Source organism: Nonomuraea indica, from assembly GCF_002850745.1.
Taxonomy (GTDB): Bacteria; Actinomycetota; Actinomycetes; order Streptosporangiales; family Streptosporangiaceae; genus Nonomuraea; species Nonomuraea indica.
The window spans coordinates 145,008-163,345 of sequence record NZ_KZ559467.1; the positions used below are offsets into that span (position 1 = coordinate 145,008).

Consider the following 18,338-nt stretch of genomic DNA (forward strand, 5'->3'; position numbering starts at 1 on the left):
GCCTGCAGGAGTGCTGCTTCCCTCGATCGCCGTGCTGGTCGCGGCCAACGTCCTCAACAACAAGGTCGCCCCCCGGCTCGGCCCGCTGACCTCGGCCGCCGCCACCGCCGCGCTGGTGGCGATGGCGCGCAGGTCGGGGGCGTCCTGGCGAGAGCTCGGGTTCGAGCAGCCCCGGCGCGGCGCCCTCGCCGGGGCGGCGCTGGCCACCGGGGTCGTCGCCGCCTACACGGCGGGCGTCGCGCTGCCGCGCACCCGGCCGCTCTTCCACGACGAGCGCGCGCTGTCCCTGTCACGGGCGCGCGTGCTGGAGGAGGTTCTCGTACAGGTCCCGTTCGGCACGGTCCTGCTGGAGGAGGTGGGCTTCCGCGGCGCCCTGTACGGCGGGCTGCGCCGCACCCACGGCACGGCGACGGCGACGGCCGTGTCGTCGGCGCTCTTCGGGCTGTGGCACATCCTGCCGGCGATCGACATGGCCCGCGCCAACCCCGCCCTCGGCGCCCTCACGGCGGGCGAGTCGCCGGGCCGTCTCGACACGGCCCGGGTGGTCGCGGGCAGCGTGCTGTCCACCGGGGTGGCGGGGGTGCTCTTCTGCGAGCTGCGGCGCCGTGCCGGTCTGCTGGCCCCCTCGATGCTGCACCTGTCCACCAACTCCCTCGGCTACGTCTTCGCCCGCCTCGCGAGCAGGCGGGGCACACGGATTCCGCCCGAGGGGTAGAGATCCTCCACCGCCGTCCCGACGTGCACGCCGAGGGAGGGCTTCGGTGCAGTACGTTCTCCGCTGCGCACGTTCCGTTCCGGACGATGTGCGGAGCGTGCGTATATCAAGATCACTGTCTGTGATATACGGTGGAGGTAGCGGAGGTGATGCCCCTTGCGTACGGTCATCGACATCGACAAGGAGCTCCTGGAGGTCGTCCAGGAGGAGCTTGGGACGAAGAACATGAAGGAGACGGTCCACGCCGCCCTGACGGAGGTCGCCGAAAGGGCAAAGCGTCGAGAAGCGTTCGAATACTGGACCTCACGGGACAATACCGATCTCTTGGATCCGGAGATCATGAAGCATCCGTGGTAGCCACCGGCGTGGTCTACCTCATCGACAAGAGCGCTCTGGCGCGCATGCCCAACCCGCTGGTCGGACGCGCCCTGAAACCGCTCATGCTCGACAAGATGTTGGCGATCTGCACGGTCACGCAGCTCGAAGTGCTCTTCAGCGCCCGAGACCCCGCGGGGTACGAACTTGACGCACAGCATCTGCGCGACGACTTCCGGTGCTTGGAGCTCAATGCCGACGTGCAGGCACGAGCCCTCGACGTGCAGGGCTTACTCGCCCGTAAGTCGCAGCACCGGGGCGTCGGGCCGAACGACCTGCTGATCGCGGCCTGTGCCGAGGTGCACGGGGCGACGGTCCTGCACTACGACCGCGACTACGACGTCATCTCCGAGGTCACCGGGCAGCCCTCTCTGTGGGTGGTGCCGCCGGGCTCCGTGTCGTGATCCGCCCTCGGCCTCCGTCCGCGCACGGAGGCCGCGTCCGTGGCGGATGGTCTGCCGCACCGGCGCAGGTGAGTGCCGGTGGGCGGGGGCAGTGGGGTGGGGCCGGTGGTGCAAAGGCCGTGGGGCCGGTGGTGCAAAGGCCGTGGGGCCGGTGGTCAGGCCGTGGGGACGATCTGGAAGGCCTCCGCGTAGCGGCCCGCGCCGAAGCCGGCCCGCGTCGCCCACTCCGCCCAGCGCGCCTTGACCGCCTCCTCGAACCCCTCCACGTGCGCGATCTGGCTCACGTGCGACTGCAGGGCCGCCAGCTTGCGGTCGAGCACGGCGGTGACGTCCACCCAGTGGTCGGGCGTCATCCCGCCCATCAGCCACACCTCCGGCACCGTCCACGCCTCCAGGCCCTCCTCCCGCAGCAGCTCGGGGAAGGCGTACGGGTTGCGGGCGTCGGGGTAGACCGCGTCGAGCGCGGCGCCGCCGACGGCGCGGTGGTCGGGATGGCTGGGCGCCACGAACTGGTAGTTGCGGTCGGGATGGTGGGTGATCACCAGGTCGGGGCGCACCTGGCGGATGACGCGGGCGATGTCGCGTCGAAGCTCCAGCGACGGCGTCACCGTCCCGTCGGCGTAGCCGAGGAAGCGCACGTCGGTGACGCCGACGGCCTTGGCGGCGGACGTCTGCTCGGTCCGGCGCAGCTCGGCCATGCCGGAGTTGTCGAGGTCGCGGTCGTTGCCGCCGGCGTCGCCGTCGGTGACCAGCAGGTAGGTGACCTGGACGCCCCGGTCGGCGAAGAGCGCAGCCGACCCCGCGGCGCCGAAGTCGACGTCGTCCGGATGGGCCGTGACGGTCAGCACCCTGTTGATCTCACTCTCGGCCAGCATGGTCTCCCTTTCTGATCTCCTGTCGGGAGACAACCGCCGGTTCCCGGTCGGCATTCCGGGCACCGATTGTCGGTGGGGCGTCTTAACCTAGATGCGTGCCGACCACCCAGGTCTCTGTTGACCACCCCTTGCTCGACGGACTCAACGCGCAGCAACGCGAGGCCGTGATCCACCACGGCAGCCCGCTGCTGATCGTGGCGGGAGCGGGCTCGGGCAAGACCCGGGTGCTCACCCACCGCATCGCCTACCTGCTCGCCGAGCGCGACGTGCATCCGGGCGAGATCCTGGCGATCACGTTCACCAACAAGGCCGCCCGCGAGATGAAGGAGCGCATCGACAAGCTGGTCGGCCCGCGCTCCCGCGCGATGTGGGTGATGACGTTCCACAGTGCCTGCATGCGCATCCTGCGCCGCGAGGCCAAGCGGCTCGGTTTCCCCTCCAGCTTCTCCATCTACGACCAGGCCGACTCCCAGCGGCTGATGGCCATGGTCTGCCGCGAGATGGACCTCGATCCCAAGCGCTATCCGCCGAGGTCGTTCTCGGCCCAGGTGAGCAACTTCAAGAACGAGCTGGTCGACTACGAGACCGCGCTCGACAAGGCGGGCTCCCACCTGGAGAAGGTGCTGGCCGAGGCCTACAAGAGCTACCAGCTCAAGCTCACCGAGTCCGGCGCGATGGACTTCGACGACATCATCATGAACACGGTGACGCTCTTCCAGCTCTTCCCCGAGGTGGCCGAGCACTACCGGATGCGGTTCAGGCACGTCCTCGTCGACGAGTACCAAGACACCAACCACGCCCAGTACATCCTGATCAGGGAGCTGGTGGGCCGTCCCGAGCTGCGCACCGGCGACGGCGAGCTGATCCGGTCGGGCGCCGACCAGTCGGAGCTGTGCGTGGTCGGCGACGCCGACCAGTCGATCTACGCGTTCCGCGGCGCGACGATCCGCAACATCCTGGAGTTCGAGCGCGACTACCCCGACGCCCGCACCATCCTGCTGGAGCAGAACTACCGCTCCACCCAGAACATCCTGGCCGCCGCCAACGCGGTCATCTCGCGCAACGAGGCGCGCAAGCCCAAGAACCTCTGGTCCGACCAGGGCGACGGCCCCAAGATCGTCGGATACGTGGCCGACAACGAGCACGACGAGGCGGTGTTCGTCGCGCAGGAGGTCGACCGGCTCTGCGACGAGGAGGACGTCCGGCCGGGCGACGTGGCCGTCTTCTACCGCACCAACGCCGCCTCCCGGGTCTTCGAGGAGATCTTCATCCGCACCGGCCTGCCCTACAAGGTGGTCGGGGGCGTGCGCTTCTACGAGCGCAAGGAGGTCAAGGACCTGCTGGCCTACCTGCGGGTGCTGGCCAACCCCAACGACGTGGTGTCCCTGCGGCGCATCCTCAACGTGCCCAAGCGCGGCATCGGCGACCGCGCCGAGGCGATGATCGAGGCGCTGTCGTCCCGCGAGCGCATCTCCTACTGGGAGGCGCTGCGGCGGGCCGACGAGGCGTACGGCATGGCGACCCGCTCGCTCAACGCCGTGCGCGAGTTCGTGGCGATGATCGACGAGCTGATCAGCAAGGCCGCGGGCATGCCGCCGTCGGCGCTGGCCGAGGAGGTGCTGGTCGCCACCGGCTACCGCGCCGAGCTGGAGGCGTCGGAGGATCCGCAGGACGAGTCGCGCCTCGAAAACCTCAACGAGCTCGTCTCGGTGGCCTCGGAGTTCGAGGAGGCCAATCCCGAGGGCACGCTGGTGGAGTTCCTGGAGCAGGTGTCGCTGGTGGCCGACGCCGACCAGATCCCCGAGGCCGACGGCGGCCAGGGCGTGGTCACGCTGATGACCCTGCACACCGCCAAGGGCCTGGAGTTCCCGGTGGTGTTCCTGACGGCCATGGAGGACGGCGTCTTCCCGCACGTCCGCTCCCTGGGCGAGCCCAAGGAGCTGGAGGAGGAGCGCCGGCTCGCCTACGTCGGCATCACCCGGGCCCGGCAGCGCCTCTACCTGACGCGGGCGGCGGTGCGCAGCTCGTGGGGCTCGCCGTCGTTCAACCCGGCCTCGCGCTTCGTGAACGAGGTGCCCGGACAGCTCGTCGACTGGCGGACACCGCCGGAGAAGACGGCCTGGACCGCGGCCACCCGGCGCGAGCCCGCTCCCACGGCGGCCCCCAAGAAGAGCGCGCGGGTCGTGCCGTCGCTGACGCCGGGAGACCGGGTGTCGCACGACGCCTTCGGCCTGGGCACCGTCGTGTCGGTCGACGGGGTGGCGGAGAAGACCAAGGTCAAGATCGACTTCGGCAGCGGCGGCGAGAAGACGCTCCTCCTGGCATACGCGCCCCTGGAGAAGCTCTAGCCCACCCGCGACCGGCGCCACGTCCGCCCGCGACCGGCGCCACGTCCGCCCGCGACCGGCGCCACGTCCGCCCGCGACCGGCGCCACGTCCGCCCGTGACCGGCGCCACGTCCGCCCGTGACCGGCGCCACGTCCGCCCGTGACCGGCGGCACGTCCGCCCGTGACCGGCGCCACGCCCGCCCGAGACCGGCGGCACGTCCGTCGGCGGCACGCCCGCCCGTGACCGGCGGCACGTCCGCCGGTGCCCGCCCGGCTCCGGCGCTTGAGCCGGGTGGGCGGGATGGCGTCGGGCGCCGGGCGGGCGACGGGTCGAGCCGGTGGCGGGGTCAGCTCCTGAGCGCGCTGCCCTTCTTCCACTGGGTCCAGTTGAGCTGCCAGTAACTCCAGCCGTTGCGCCAGTCCAGCTTGCGCTTGGTGCCGACGATCTTCACGACGTCACCGCGCTGGGCGATGCCGTAGAACCACTTGGCGCCCGCCGGGGTGGCGCGCACGCAGCCGTGGCTCTGGTTGGACCGGCCGAGGTACTGGTAGTCGCCGTAGCTCTGGTGCACGTACTCGCCGCTGTCGGAGATGCGGACCGCCCAGGGGATCTCCTCCTTGTAGTAGCGCGGGTCCTTGGGGTCCGTGACGCCCATCCAGGAGGACGTCATCGTCTCCACGGCCTTCTTGCCCATGGTCAGGTGGACGCCGCTGGTCGTCAGGTAGACGTCCACGCCGTTCCTGATCATGCCGCCGCGGCCCGCGCTGATCGGGATGGTCCGGGCGAGCTTGCCGTCGCGGCGGACCTTCATCACGTGCCGGCGCGTGTCGACGAGCGAGATGTTGGCCGTGCCGACCGCGAAGCGGCGCGAGACGTCCTTGGCGGCCTCGTTGCCCGGGATCTGGCTGAGGCGGGCCTTGAAGAGCACCTTCTGGTGCGGCTTCCAGTACGTCTTCGTCCGGTAGATGACCTTGCGGTGCGACACCCACCGCCAGGCGCCCTCGACCGGCTTCTCCGGCCGCACCTCCAGTGCCGCCTCGGCCGCCGCCTTGTCGCGGACGTCGCGGTCGAAGGTGACGATGATCGGGAAGCCGACGCCGACCTTCTCCGCCTTCTCACCCATGGGGGTGATGTCGGCGATGCCGAGCCGCGGCTTGCCTGCGGACGTCTTCGTCGAGGTGGCGGTCGGCGTGGGGGCCGGCGTGGTCGCGGCGGCCTTGGCGGCGACACCCGCGGCGTTGACCACGCCGGGGGCGAATGAGGTGCTCGCGGCGCGGACCGCGGCCGCGGGCGGGGCGGACGTGCCTTCCGCCGCGCACGCGGTCGCCGTGGCCAGGGCGAGGAGTGCGGCGACTATCGGCATCCGGGGGAGGGGATTCACGGGGGTTACTCCAGGAGTAAGTGCTACGTCGCATAGGTAGACAAACGAAAGCCTTTCTCCGTAGGCAAGATGGCCCTAACGATCCGGTAACGGGTGGCTGCCCGTGCTGCCACGCTGTGACCCCGGCGCGGGCGGTCCGGCGGTCGGGGATGATCAGAACTGGGCGGGGTCGGGGAGATTCCGACGCCCTGGTTGCACGACGACTGCGCGTGACGCGCGCCATGGGAGGCAGGGGACTGGCATGAGCGTGTTGATTTCCGGCGGTGCGGGATTCATCGGGAGCACGGTGGCGTCCGCGTGCCTGGACGCGGGGATCGAGCCGGTGATCCTCGACAACCTGGTGACGGGACGGCGGGAGTTCGCCGAGGGGAGGGCGTTCCACGAGGGCGACATCAGTGACGGCGCCCTGGTGGACAAGGTGTTCGCGGAGCATCCCGACATCGAGGCGGTCGTCCACTGCGCGGCGTTGATCGTGGTGCCCGACTCGGTGGCCGACCCGGTGGGTTACTACCGGGCGAACGTGGCCAAGAGCCTGGAGTTCGTGGACCACCTGCTGCGCAACGGGTGCGAGCGGATGGTCTTCAGCTCGTCGGCGTCGATCTACCGGGCAGGGGCGGACCACACGGTGGACGAGGGCTCGCCGCTCGACCCGCAGAGCCCGTACGCGCGGACGAAGGCGATGTGCGAGGCGATGTTCGCCGACATCGCGGCCACCCGGCCGATCCGGGTGCTCTCGCTGCGCTACTTCAACCCCATCGGCGCCGACCCGCGGATGCGCACCGGGCTGCAGCTGCGCCGGCCCAGCCACGCGCTCGGCAAGCTCATCGAGGCCTACGAGGACGGCGTGCCGTTCCGGCTCACCGGCACCGACTACCCGACCCGTGACGGGTCCGGCATCCGCGACTACGTGCACGTCTGGGACCTGGCGACGGCCCACGTGGAGGCGCTGCGGCGCTTCGACGGGCTGTTCCCCGAGGGAGCGGTGATCAACCTGGGCACCGGCACGGGCACGACGGTGCGGGAGCTGGCCGAGGCGTTCAACCGCGTGGTGGACCGGCCGGTCGAGGTGGTGGAGGCGGAGCGCAGGCCCGGTGACGTGGCGGGGGCGTACACGCGCAGCGACCTGGCCGAGCGGCTGCTGGGCTGGCGGGCGCGCCACTCGGTGGAGGAGGGCATCAGGCACTCCCTGGAGTGGGCGCGGGTGCGCGACTCCCGGCTGCGAGGCTAGGCCGTACGCGCCGGTCACGACCTCGGACCACCGGCGGGTGAGCGCCGGGACGAGACGTTCACCCGCCGGGAACCAGACATGCCTCGGCCGCCCGGAGGGCGAGGCGAGGCATGCGGTGCCGAAACGAGAGACCCCTCTCCCGCCCGGAGGGGGAGACGAGGCATGCGGTGCCGGAAACGAGAGACGCCTCTCCCGCCCGGAGGGGGAGAGGCGTCGACGCCGCCGCGTCAGTGCACGATGGCGCTGAGCGGGATGCTCTTCGGGCCGGGGAGGTCGATGGCCTCCTCCAGGGTCTTGGCCACCTCCAGCTCCGGCGGAGCGGTGACGGTGACCGGCGTGCCCCAGTCGCTGTAGCGGGTTTCGACGCTGATCGTCACGCCCTTGGGGGTCATGCCGAGCACCGACGACGGGAACGCCGACGCCAGCCGCACCGGCAGGCCCTTGGCGTCCACGGAGAGCTTCCAGCTGATGGCGCCCTTGGCCTTCTTCACGTTGATCCCGGGCGTGTTGCGGAACGTCGGCGACACCTTGCTCAGCTCGCCCGCCGAGATCTTGCCGTAGAAGCCGTCCTTGGTCGCCTTGGCGCCCTTCATCAGGGTCTTGAGCGTGGCCGGCTCGCCGACGATGTTCAGCGGCTGGCTGTAGGTGCTCGTCAGGCCCACGGGGGCGGTTCCCGGGATCTTGATCCAGCCCTTGTTGGAGTTCAGCAGGGCACTCCACAGGCCGCCCGTCAGGTAGGTCGACTTGCCGACCGTGACGATCCGCTCGGGCGTGGTGAGCGCCGTGACGAGGGTCTCGCCGAGCTCGGGCTCGTCCTCGTCCGCGAGGATGTCGGACAGCGCTTCGACGTCGCTCCTCTTGATGTTGAGCTGGCCGGTGATGTCCGAGGCGACGACGCCCGAGCTGCCGAACTGCAGCGTGCCGCTGCGCCGCAGGAGGATGTCCCGCTCGCCCTTGTACACCATCTTGACGACCTCGGCGAATTTGACGCCCTTGCCGGCCGCGTACTGCTTCTGGACGGCGGCGGCCGGGTTCACCGGCGCGGCCTGTGCCGGAGCGGCCGCGATGAGCGTCGCAGCCGAGGCCAAGGCCAGGCCGGTGACGATTCGCTTCATTATGAATCCCTCTCTTTTCTCATTGCGCGAGGAGATCCTGCCAAGCGAAGATCACGATGTTATCTCGGTCTATGGCGTACTTGAGGGAAAAGTGTGGATTTCTCGTGCAGAAGGCTGACCGGTTTACGGTGAGGTCGGTGAACGTCACTTTGGGCGATGCCTCCGGCCATTTCGGGGCGCCATGACGAAGCCGGGAATGGCGTTTATCGCCCCCGGGCACTTTGTGGGAAGGCGTGGTGGATTGTGAGGGTTATCCGAGATCGCCCTGCCGGATGGTCGCCACGGTACGCCGCCGGGCGCCCGCCCGTCCGGAGGCTCGCGACAGTGAGATCACCGTCACATCACGGCATATCGCCCACCCGGTGACCTGGGGAGGTCGGGCTTGGGGCTAGGCTTCACTGGCGGAAACGCCCGGCACGCACGGGGTGGCCCGGGCCGTCGAACATCAGTCGGATAAGCAAGGACGGACCCTCGTGGACCTGTTCGAACATCAGGCGAAGGAGCTCTTCGCGGACTACGGCATCCCGGTGCCGCGCGGCATCGTCGCCCACACCGTGGAGGAGGCGCGGGCGGCAGCCGAGCAGCTCACCGGCCGCGTCGTGGTCAAGGCCCAGGTGAAGACCGGCGGCCGTGGCAAGGCCGGCGGCGTGAAGGTGGCGGACGACGCCGCCGACGCCGTCGAGAAGGCCAAGGCCATCCTGGGCATGGACATCAAGGGCCACACGGTCCACAAGGTGCTCGTGGAGGAGGCAAGCGCGATCGCGGAGGAGTACTACTTCTCCTTCCTGCTCGACCGCGCGAATCGTACATTCCTCGCGATCTGCTCCGCAGCGGGCGGAATGGACATTGAAGAGGTCGCGCACTCCACTCCCGAAAAGGTGGCCAAGGTCCCGGTCTCCGCGCTGGACGGCGTCGACCGGGCCAAGGCGCGCGAGATCGCGGTCGCGGGCGGGCTGCCCGAGCAGTCGCTCGACGGCGCGGCCGAGCTGATCGAGAAGCTGTGGTGCTGCTTCGTCGACGAGGACGCGACGCTGGTCGAGGTCAACCCGATGATCCTGTCGGCCGACGGCCAGGTGAAGGCCCTCGACGGCAAGGTCACGCTCGACGACAACGCCGTCTTCCGCCAGTCCGAGCACGAGGCGTACGCCGACAAGGCCGCCGAGGACCCGCTCGAGGCCAAGGCCAAGGAGAAGGACCTCAACTACGTCAAGCTCGACGGCGACGTCGGCATCATCGGCAACGGCGCCGGCCTGGTCATGTCCACCCTCGACGTGGTGGCCTACGCGGGCGAGGCCTTCCCCGGCAAGCCGTCCCCCGCCAACTTCCTCGACATCGGCGGCGGTGCCTCGGCCGAGGTCATGGCCGCCGGCCTGGAGATCATCCTCTCCGACCCGTCGGTGAAGTCGATCTTCGTGAACGTCTTCGGCGGCATCACCTCCTGCGACGCCGTCGCCAACGGCATCGTGGCGGCCTTCAAGCTGCTGGAGAGCCGCGGCGAGGCCGTGACCCACCCGCTGGTGGTCCGCCTCGACGGCAACAACGCCCAGCTCGGGCGGCAGATCCTCGCCGATGCCGCGCTCCCGCGGGTCGAGCTGGTTGACACGATGGACGAGGCGGCCAAGCGCGCCGCGGAGCTCGCTGCGGTAGGTGCGTGAGACATGGCTATCTGGCTGACCGAGAACAGCAAGATCATCGTTCAGGGCATGACCGGCGGTGAGGGCACCAAGCACACCCGGCGCATGCTCGCCTCCGGCGCGCGCGTCGTGGGCGGCGTGAACGCCCGCAAGGCCGGCATCACCCACGAGGGCCTGCCCGTGTTCGGCACGGTCGCGGAGGCGATGGCGGAGACCGGCGCCGACGTGTCGGTCGTCTTCGTGCCCCCGGCGTTCACCAAGGCCGCCGTCAAGGAGGCCATCGACGCCGAGATCCCGCTCTGCGTGGTCATCACCGAGGGCGTCCCGGTGCACGACTCGACCGAGTTCTGGGCCTACGCGGTGGCCAAGGGCAACAAGACCCGCATCATCGGCCCCAACTGCCCGGGCATCGCCTCGCCCGGCGCGTCCAACGCCGGCATCATCCCCGCCGACATCACCACGGCGGGCCGCATCGGCCTGGTCTCCAAGTCGGGCACGCTGACCTACCAGCTCATGTACGAGCTGCGCGACTTCGGCTTCTCGACGGCCGTGGGCATCGGCGGCGACCCCGTCATCGGCACCACCCACATCGACGCCCTGCAGGCGTTCCAGGAGGACCCCGACACCGACGCGATCGTGATGATCGGCGAGATCGGCGGTGACGCCGAGGAGCGGGCCGCCGCCTACATCGAGCAGCACGTGACCAAGCCGGTCGTCGCCTACGTCGCGGGCTTCACCGCCCCCGAGGGCAAGACGATGGGCCACGCGGGCGCCATCGTGTCCGGCTCGGCCGGCACGGCCCAGGCCAAGAAGGAGGCACTGGAGAAGGTCGGCGTCCGCGTCGGCAAGACCCCCTCCGAGACGGCCCGCCTCATGCGCGAGATCATGCAGGCCCGCTGAACACCCTGTCGAAGGCCCCGCACCGGTCCGGTGCGGGGCCTTCGCGCGCCGCACCGGCGCTCCCGTCGCCCCACCGGCCCGTCCGCCCCCGACGGCTCCCCGTCCACCGGCCCGTCCCGCTCCGACGGTCCGGCATCCACCGGCTCCGACGCTCCGGCATCCACCGGCTCCGGCGGTCCGGCATCCACCGGCCCCAACGGTCCGTGCCCCAGTGACCCGTCCGGCTTCGGCGGCCTGTGCGGCCCGGAAAGGCCACAAAGCCGGACCGGCGCGGCGCGTCAACCAAGCGGCGGTCGGAAAAGATTGCGAAAATCGTCTACTGTGACGGCGATTCTCGACCAGCTCCGAGCAGCCCCCCGCTCGGTGCTCGGCAAACTCCCCGGGGTGCCGGACGACGACGAGTCCCGGCGGCCGCTGCCCGTGTCGGGGATGCTGGCCGCCGCCTGCACGCTGGGCGTCGGACTGGCCGCGCTCACCACGCTCACCCTCGTCGGCTGGATCGCCGCGCCCAACGGCACGCTCGGGGCCGGCCTGCCGGGGGTGTTCCGCACGGCGGCGCAGGCCTGGCTGGCCGCCCACCACGCCGGGTTCGCGATCCCCGGCGGCCGGGTCGGGCTGCTGCCCCTCGGTCTGATCATCCTGCCCGCGCTGCTGCTGTACCGCGCCGCCCGCTGGATGGCCCGCGACGCCGACCTGCGGCTGCGGCTGCCGGCCCGGCTGCCGAAGAACAGCCCCCGCGAGAAGGCCGGCGCCCGCCGCCGGGCGCAGCTCGTGCTGGTCGCGCAGGCCGGGGTCTCGCTGGCGGCGCCGTACGCGCTGCTGGCCGGGCTGATCGCGGTCGTGGCGCGCAACGACATCACCCAGCCGTTCATCGGCGAGGCGCTGCTGAGCCACTTCACGCTCGCCTTCCTGGCGGGCTCGCTGGCCACGGCCCGCACGATCGGGCCGTGGCGGGCGATGCTGCGGCTGCTGCCCGAGCGGGTGCGCGCGCTGACCCTCGGCACGGCGGTGGCCACGGCGCTGCTGCTCGCCGCCGGGCTGGTGCTCGTGGTCGTGGCGGTCGGGGTCAACTTCGGGCAGGTGCGCGAGCTGTCCGGGGTGCTGTCGCCCGGGTTCGTGGGCGGGGTGCTGCTCCTGCTCCTCCAGCTGCTCTACCTGCTCAACGTGGTCATCTGGGCGCTGTCCTACATCGCCGGGCCCGGGTTCGCCATCGGCACCGGCACGCTGGTGGCGCCCACGGGCGTGCAGCTCGGCACCGTGCCGAGCCTGCCGATCCTCGGCGCGCTGCCCGACAGCGGTCCGGTGCCCGGCTGGGTGATGGCGGTGGTCGCGCTGCCGTTCCTGGCCGGCGCGGTGGCGGGCGTGGTGTTCGCCCGGATCTCGCCCTCTCCCTCGTACGAGGCCGCCCCGCTGTGGGGCTTCTTCACCGGCGTCACCACGGGCCTGGTGGCGGGGCTGCTGGCGGCCCTGTCGGGCGGCCCGATCGGCGGCGGGCGGCTGGCCGCCGTCGGGCCGTCGCCGTGGGAGGTCGCCGTGTCGGTCGCCCTGGAGGTGGGCGTCGCGGCGGGCATCTCCGCCGGGGTGACCAACCTCCTGCTGCTCAACCGGCGGGCTCGCGTCCCGCTCGACAAGGCCGCGGCACCGGTGCGCAAGGCCGGGGCGGCGCTCGCCCGGGCGGCGAGCAAGGTCGGCCTGGCCGAGGCCGACGCCCGCCCGCTGCCGGGTCACTGGATGGACGCCACCGAGGCCGACACCCAGCCCATCCCCGTCATCCGCGACGACTGGCAGGACGAGCACGCCTCGGCCGAGGCGGAGACGCTGGCCCAGGCGCGGCCCCGTCCGGCCGACGGCGGCCGGACGGGGCCGCGCAGGGACATCGTGGACGAGTCGGACGACCGCGGCGGGCACGTCATCTACCTCGACCCGTACGCCTGGGACCGCGACTGACACCCGCGCGGATCGAGGCCGGACGGCGATGCCCGTGCGGCTCAGGGCTGGAGGGCGGTGCCCGTGCGGCTCAGGGCTGGAGGGCGGTGCCCGTGCGGCTCAGGGCTGGACGGTGCCCAGCATCTCCAGCACGTCGGCGGGGAGCTTCTGCTGGGCCGCGTCCCTGAACCGGGTGAAGCACTCGCCCTGCGAGGTGACCGTGCCGGCCGCCTGCATGCACTCCTGGTAGGCGGAGTATTCGTCCATCAGGTAGACCTGCATCGCGGTGGCGCCGCCCGACAGCGCCAGCGCGATCACCGAGACGGCGATGCCGCCCACGGCCGTGCCGGTCGGCCTGCCCGCGCTCCTGAGCTGCGGCAGCGCGCGGATGCCCGCCATGAGGGCGAACAGCGCCATCACCAGCCCGGCGAGTGGCAGCATGAACGTCATGGCCAGCGCTGCGATGGACAACCAGATCGCGCGACGGCCCGCGGAATCCGCGGGCTGCTGGCCCGCCGGCGCCTGCACCGGTGTCGACACCTGACCTCCTCTGCGTGACCGGGCGAGGAGCGGATACGCTGGCAGCCCCACCCCGGTTTTCCCATTGGAGTGATGCGTGTCTAAGGCTGGGCGGCTCGTCGTCCTCGTCTCCGGCTCTGGAACCAACCTACAGGCCCTGCTGGACGCTTCCGCCGACCCGTCGTACGGGGCACGCGTGGTCGCCGTCGGCGCGGACCGGGACGGGATCGCGGGGCTGGACAGGGCGGAGAAGGCCAAGGTGCCGACTTTCGTCGAGAAACTGGCGGACCATCCGTCGCGGGCGGAGTGGGACGACGCCCTCGCGGCCAGGATCGCCGCGTACGAGCCCGATCTCGTGGTCGCGGCGGGATTCATGAAGATCCTGGGGGAGCCGACGATCGGCGCCTTCCCGGTGGTCAACACCCATCCCGCGCTGCTGCCGTCCTTCCCGGGCGCCCACGGCGTGCGTGACGCGCTCGCCCACGGCGTGAAGGTGACGGGCTGCACGGTGATGCTGGCCGACTCGGGCGTCGACACCGGGCCCATCATCGCGCAGGAGGCGGTGAGCGTGCTGCCCGACGACGACGAGGCGTCCCTGCACGAGCGCATCAAGAGCGTCGAGCGCCGCCTGCTCGTCGACATCGTCGGCCGGATGGTCCGCGAGGGCTGGACGGTCAGCGGACGCGTGGTCCGCATCGGGAACCAAACAGGAGGGGAATCCAAGTGACTCGCATCGCCATCCGGCGCGCGCTGATCGCGGTGTACGACAAGTCCGGGCTGGAGGAGCTGGCCAGGGCGCTCGACGGGGCCGGCGTGGAGATCGTGTCGACCGGCGGCACCGCGGCCGCCATCGCGTCCTACGGCGTCCCGGTGACCAAGGTCGAGCAGCTCACCGGGTTCCCCGAGTGCCTCGACGGCCGGGTCAAGACCCTGCACCCGCGTGTGCACGCCGGGCTGCTGGCCGACCTGACCAAGCCCCACCACGTGGCCCAGCTCGACGAGCTGGAGATCGACCCGTTCCAGCTCGTGGTCGTCAACCTCTACCCGTTCGCCGAGACGGTCGCCTCCGGCGCGTCGCCGGAGGAGTGCGTCGAGCAGATCGACATCGGCGGGCCGGCGATGATCCGCGGCGCGGCCAAGAACCACAGCACCTGCGCCGTCGTCGTCGACCCCGGCGCCTACGGTGCCGTGCTGAACGCCCTGAACGAGGGCGGCTTCACCCTGGCCGAGCGCAGGCGGCTGGCGGGCCTCGCCTACGCCCACACGGCCTCCTACGACGTGGCCGTCGCCTCCTGGTTCGCCGACGTGTACGAGCCCGACGGCGAGTGGCCGGCGTTCATGGGGGCGACCTGGGAGCGCAAGGCGACCCTGCGCTACGGCGAGAACCCGCACCAGGCCGCCGCCCTCTACACCGGCGGCTCGGGCGGCCTCGCCGAGGCCGAGCAGCTGCACGGCAAGGAGATGTCCTACAACAACTACCTCGACGCCGACGCCGCCTGGCGGGCCGCCTGGGACTTCACCGACCCGTGCGTGGCGATCATCAAGCACCAGAACCCGTGCGGCATCGCCGTCGGCGCAGACGTGGCCGAGGCGCACCGCAAGGCCCACGCCTGCGACCCGGTGTCGGCGTACGGCGGGGTGATCGCCGTCAACGGGCCGGTCACGGCCGAGCTGGCCGGGCAGATCGCCGAGGTGTTCACCGAGGTCGTGGTGGCGCCGTCGTTCGAGCCCGCGGCGCTGGCCGTGCTGACCAGGAAGAAGAATATCCGGCTGCTGGCCTGCCCCGAGGGCCCGGCCAACACGTCGGAGTTCCGCCGGATCGACGGCGGGCTGCTCCTGCAGCGGGCCGACCGGGTCGACGCGCCCGGCGACGCGCCCGAGCAGTGGGAGCTCAAGGCCGGCGCGCCCGCGAGCCCCGAGGTGCTGGCGGACCTGGCGTTCGCCTGGCGGGCCAGCCGTTCGGTCAAGTCCAACGCCATCCTGCTGGCCTCCGGCGGGGCGACCGTGGGCGTCGGCATGGGCCAGGTCAACCGGGTCGACTCCTGCCGCCTGGCGGTCAGCCGGGCCGGTGAGCGGGCCGCCGGGTCGGTGGGCGCCTCCGACGCGTTCTTCCCGTTCGCCGACGGGCTGGAGGTGCTGATCGAGGCCGGGGTGAAGGCCGTGGTGGAGCCCGGCGGGTCCGTCCGCGACCAGGAGGTCGTCGACGCGGCCGAGAAGGCGGGCATCACGCTCTACTTCACCGGCACGCGCCACTTCTTCCACTGACCGGCGTCCCCGGCCGGCCGTACCGGCCGGGGTGGTTTTCGCCACGAGCCCGGCCGAACGGCGGCGAGCATCGGCGAGGTCCGGTTACCCTATGGGCCTCGCCGTCTGTTTCTCCCCTCGGAGTCCTCTTATGGTGCTGCTCGACTCGATCCTGTACGCCTTCGTGACCGTGAACGGGTTCGCCACGAGCCCTTTCATGCTGGTGGTGCTCGCGTTCCTGGGTGCCTACCTGGGCGTCCGGGCCGTTGAGCTGATCCCCTTCACCCGCAGGATCATCGAGCGGCGCGAGGCTCAGGCCGCGGCGGAGTCCGAGTAGTCGAAGGCCAGCTTGGCTGCCCCGGCCAGGCCGGCCCGTACGCCCAGCATGGTGGGCTGGACGTCCACCGCCCGGACGAACCCCAGCCCGGCCACGTCGTCCAGGGCCCGTTCCAGCGGCTCGAAGAGCACCGGGCCGGCCCCCGACACGCCGCCGCCGATGACGACCCGGGTCACCTCGGCCGCCGCGGTGGCGGAGGCGATCATCCCGGCCAGCGCCCTGGCGGCCCGCTCGTAGGCCGCCACCGCGACCGGCTCGCCCTCGGCGGCGTCCCGGGCCAGGTTCCGCGAGTCGGCCGGTTCGCCCTCCGGCGCCTTCCAGCCGTTGTCGAGCGCCCAGCGGGCCAGGTTGGGGCCGCTGGCGTAGCGTTCGACGCAGCCGCGCCCGCCGCACTCGCAGCGCTCGCCGTACGGGTCCACCGTCATGTGGCCGACGTGCCCGGCGTTGCCGGTCGGGCCGAGCAGCGGCACGCCGTCGATGACGAGCCCGCCGCCGATGCCGGTCGAGACGACGATGCCGAGCAGCGCCGAGCTGCCCCGCCCGGAGCCCAGCCAGTGCTCGCCCAGCGCGAAGCACTGCGCGTCGCCCGCGAGCACGGTCGGCAGCCCGGTCAGCTCCCGCACCTCGTCACGGAGCGGGAAGTCGCGCCAGCTCGGCATGTTCACCGGGCTGACGGTGCCGGCCGCCAGGTTCAGCGGTCCGGCGCAGCCGACGCCGACGGCCCGGGGCCGCTCCCCGCCGTCGCACACCTCGTCCATGAGGGCGGCCAGGGTGGACATGACGTCCGTACGCGGTGTCGGCCGGATGGCCGAACGCGTGACGGAACCGTCCTCGCCCACCAGGGCGGCGGCGAGCTTGGTTCCCCCGATGTCGATGGCGAGGACGGAGCTCATCGACGCTCCCACGGGGTGACGGACAAGGGGGCTCCTCGGTGCGCGGTGGATGGGCGAGCGTCACTTTATGTCCTTCTACGCCCGATGACAACGATGTCACCACCGGGACGGACACCGGAGTGCGGCCGCCCTGGCAGCCGTGGAAGGATGGGGCGACATGAGCGCAGTGAAACTCGACGGCAAGGCCACGGCCGCCAGGATCAAGGCAGACCTCGCGGCCCGGGTGGCCGCGCTCAAGGCCCGCGGCGTCACGCCCGGCCTGGGCACGGTCCTCGTGGGAGACGACCCCGGCAGCCAGATCTACGTCGCCGGCAAGCACCGCGACTGCGCCGAGGTGGGCATCGCCTCCATTCGTGTGGACCTGCCGGCGACCGCCACGCAGGCCGACGTCGAGGCCGCCATCGACGACCTCAACTCCTCGCCCGAGTGCACCGGTTACATCGTGCAGCTCCCGCTGCCGCGCCACCTCGACACGATGGCGCTGCTCGAGCGGATGGACCCGGCCAAGGACGCCGACGGCCTGCACCCGGTCAACCTCGGCCGGCTCGTCCACATGGTCGACGCGCCGCTGCCCTGCACGCCGCACGGCATCGTGCTGCTCCTGCAGGAGTACGGCGTGCCCATCAAGGGCGCGGAGGTGGCCGTGGTCGGCCGCGGCATCACCGTGGGCCGGTCCCTGGGCCTGCTGCTCACCCGCCGCAGCGAGAACGCCACCGTCACGCTCTGCCACACCGGCACCCAGGACCTGGCGGGCCACGTCCGCCGGGCCGACATCGTGGTGGCGGCCGCGGGCGTGCCCGGCCTCATCACGCGCGACATGGTCAAGCCCGGCGCGGCCGTCCTCGACGTGGGCGTCTCCCGCGTCGACGGCAGGATCGCCGGTGACGTGGCGGCCGACGTGGCCGAGGTGGCGGGTTTCCTGACCCCCAACCCGGGCGGCGTGGGCCCCATGACCCGCGCCCTCCTCCTGTCCAACGTCGTGGAAGCCGCCGAACGCCGGTAGCCCGGCGGGCCGTGCCCCTACGCCCTGCAGGCCCCTACGCCCGGCGGGAGCGCATGGCCTTGAGGACCGTGACGCCGGGCACGTCACCGGCGACGAGCCGGTCGTACTCCGCCGACCCGGCCGGGCACAGGCTCACCCGGCCGGCGCCGTCGAAGAGCAGCCCCCAGCCGTACTTCTTCGGCAGCGGCGACGCCCGCAGGCAGGCCTGCGGCCTGGCGAAGAACTCCGCGCGCAGCCGGGCCCGCTCGGCCGGGTCCGGCTCCGGCTCGTCGCGGCGGCGAAGCCACGTCTCGAAGAGCACGTCCTCCTGGGTCAGCTCGCCCGGGTGCTCGGCGAGGAGTTCGTGCTGCACCACCGCGACGGTCTTCCTGCCGCCCCGCGGGGCCGGCACCACGGCGCCGGCGGTGGGACAGTCGTCGGCGATCGCGATGAGGGTGTCGTAGTAGTTCAGGTCCACGAC

General features: G+C 71.6%; 18 protein-coding genes. 12 read left to right on the forward strand and 6 right to left on the reverse strand.

What is annotated here, in order from left to right; all coding sequences use genetic code 11:
* The first annotated feature begins 10 nt into the window (after positions 1–10).
* The 3 genes from CXR44_RS04785 (at position 11) to CXR44_RS04795 (ending at position 1,494) form a co-directional block, all read left to right on the forward strand.
* On the forward strand, positions 11–715 hold the full coding sequence (locus tag CXR44_RS04785) for a CPBP family intramembrane glutamic endopeptidase (protein WP_101783658.1): 705 nt from the start codon (positions 11–13) through the stop codon (positions 713–715).
* 156 nt (positions 716–871) lie between these two features.
* Positions 872–1,072, forward strand: a complete 201-nt coding sequence (locus CXR44_RS04790) for a type II toxin-antitoxin system VapB family antitoxin (protein WP_101783659.1) — start codon at positions 872–874, stop codon at positions 1,070–1,072.
* Positions 1,066–1,494: a PIN domain nuclease gene (locus CXR44_RS04795; protein WP_101783660.1), complete on the forward strand. Its 429-nt coding sequence runs from the start codon at positions 1,066–1,068 to the stop codon at positions 1,492–1,494. Before CXR44_RS04790 ends, CXR44_RS04795 begins: the two co-directional genes overlap by 7 nt.
* 155 nt (positions 1,495–1,649) lie before the next feature.
* Here the strand turns inward: CXR44_RS04795 and CXR44_RS04800 are convergent, their stop codons facing one another.
* Complete coding sequence (locus CXR44_RS04800) at positions 1,650–2,369, reverse strand: PIG-L deacetylase family protein (protein ID WP_101783661.1); 720 nt, start codon at positions 2,367–2,369, stop codon at positions 1,650–1,652.
* A gap of 128 nt (positions 2,370–2,497) precedes the next feature.
* Here CXR44_RS04800 and pcrA point away from each other — a divergent pair, with 128 nt between their 5' ends.
* Positions 2,498–4,717 carry a DNA helicase PcrA gene (gene pcrA / locus CXR44_RS04805; RefSeq protein ID WP_101783662.1) on the forward strand — a complete coding sequence of 740 codons (2,220 nt, stop codon included), beginning with the start codon at positions 2,498–2,500 and terminating at the stop codon, positions 4,715–4,717.
* Positions 4,718–5,044: 327 nt separating this feature from the next.
* On the opposite strand, the gene CXR44_RS04810 is transcribed toward pcrA, so the two are convergent.
* Positions 5,045–6,061, reverse strand: a complete 1,017-nt coding sequence (locus tag CXR44_RS04810; protein WP_101783663.1) for a L,D-transpeptidase — start codon at positions 6,059–6,061, stop codon at positions 5,045–5,047.
* Between the two features lie 259 nt (positions 6,062–6,320).
* On the opposite strand from CXR44_RS04810, the gene galE reads away from it, so the two are divergent.
* Positions 6,321–7,307 carry a UDP-glucose 4-epimerase GalE gene (gene galE / locus CXR44_RS04815; protein WP_101783664.1) on the forward strand — a complete coding sequence of 329 codons (987 nt, stop codon included), beginning with the start codon at positions 6,321–6,323 and terminating at the stop codon, positions 7,305–7,307.
* A 227-nt stretch (positions 7,308–7,534) separates the two neighbouring features.
* On the opposite strand, the gene CXR44_RS04820 is transcribed toward galE, so the two are convergent.
* Complete coding sequence (locus CXR44_RS04820; protein ID WP_101783665.1) at positions 7,535–8,422, reverse strand: hypothetical protein; 888 nt, start codon at positions 8,420–8,422, stop codon at positions 7,535–7,537.
* 473 nt (positions 8,423–8,895) lie between these two features.
* Here CXR44_RS04820 and sucC point away from each other — a divergent pair, with 473 nt between their 5' ends.
* The 3 genes from sucC to CXR44_RS04835 all read left to right on the forward strand — a co-directional run bounded on the left by sucC (position 8,896) and on the right by CXR44_RS04835 (position 12,903).
* Positions 8,896–10,077, forward strand: a complete 1,182-nt coding sequence (gene sucC / locus CXR44_RS04825) for an ADP-forming succinate--CoA ligase subunit beta (protein WP_101783666.1) — start codon at positions 8,896–8,898, stop codon at positions 10,075–10,077.
* A gap of 3 nt (positions 10,078–10,080) precedes the next feature.
* Positions 10,081–10,956 (forward strand): succinate--CoA ligase subunit alpha, encoded by an 876-nt coding sequence (gene sucD, locus CXR44_RS04830; protein ID WP_101783667.1) that lies wholly within the window; start codon positions 10,081–10,083, stop codon positions 10,954–10,956.
* Between the two features lie 321 nt (positions 10,957–11,277).
* Positions 11,278–12,903 carry a cell division protein PerM gene (locus CXR44_RS04835; RefSeq protein ID WP_101783668.1) on the forward strand — a complete coding sequence of 542 codons (1,626 nt, stop codon included), beginning with the start codon at positions 11,278–11,280 and terminating at the stop codon, positions 12,901–12,903.
* A 99-nt stretch (positions 12,904–13,002) separates the two neighbouring features.
* Here CXR44_RS04835 and CXR44_RS04840 read toward each other — a convergent pair whose 3' ends face one another.
* The gene (locus tag CXR44_RS04840; RefSeq protein ID WP_245898842.1) at positions 13,003–13,422 is read right to left on the reverse strand and encodes a hypothetical protein; all 420 of its coding nucleotides are present in this window, start codon (positions 13,420–13,422) and stop codon (positions 13,003–13,005) included.
* 76 nt (positions 13,423–13,498) lie between these two features.
* Here CXR44_RS04840 and purN point away from each other — a divergent pair, with 76 nt between their 5' ends.
* From purN to CXR44_RS04855, 3 genes are all read left to right on the forward strand, one after another.
* Positions 13,499–14,128, forward strand: a complete 630-nt coding sequence (gene purN / locus CXR44_RS04845) for a phosphoribosylglycinamide formyltransferase (RefSeq protein WP_101783669.1) — start codon at positions 13,499–13,501, stop codon at positions 14,126–14,128.
* Positions 14,125–15,666 (forward strand): bifunctional phosphoribosylaminoimidazolecarboxamide formyltransferase/IMP cyclohydrolase, encoded by a 1,542-nt coding sequence (purH, locus tag CXR44_RS04850; protein WP_101783670.1) that lies wholly within the window; start codon positions 14,125–14,127, stop codon positions 15,664–15,666. The genes purN and purH overlap by 4 nt, the downstream gene beginning before the upstream one ends.
* Positions 15,667–15,796: 130 nt before the next feature.
* Positions 15,797–15,982 carry a hypothetical protein gene (locus CXR44_RS04855; RefSeq protein ID WP_245898843.1) on the forward strand — a complete coding sequence of 62 codons (186 nt, stop codon included), beginning with the start codon at positions 15,797–15,799 and terminating at the stop codon, positions 15,980–15,982.
* Here CXR44_RS04855 and CXR44_RS04860 read toward each other — a convergent pair.
* Positions 15,958–16,875, reverse strand: a complete 918-nt coding sequence (locus CXR44_RS04860) for an ROK family protein (RefSeq protein WP_101783671.1) — start codon at positions 16,873–16,875, stop codon at positions 15,958–15,960. The two genes, CXR44_RS04855 and CXR44_RS04860, sit on opposite strands and share 25 nt — an antisense overlap.
* A 157-nt stretch (positions 16,876–17,032) precedes the next feature.
* On the opposite strand from CXR44_RS04860, the gene CXR44_RS04865 reads away from it, so the two are divergent.
* Positions 17,033–17,878 carry a bifunctional methylenetetrahydrofolate dehydrogenase/methenyltetrahydrofolate cyclohydrolase gene (locus tag CXR44_RS04865; protein ID WP_101783672.1) on the forward strand — a complete coding sequence of 282 codons (846 nt, stop codon included), beginning with the start codon at positions 17,033–17,035 and terminating at the stop codon, positions 17,876–17,878.
* Between the two features lie 34 nt (positions 17,879–17,912).
* Here CXR44_RS04865 and CXR44_RS04870 read toward each other — a convergent pair whose 3' ends face one another.
* Positions 17,913–18,335: a DUF6157 family protein gene (locus tag CXR44_RS04870; protein ID WP_219601677.1), complete on the reverse strand. Its 423-nt coding sequence runs from the start codon at positions 18,333–18,335 to the stop codon at positions 17,913–17,915.
* Between the last annotated feature and the right edge of the window lie 3 nt (positions 18,336–18,338).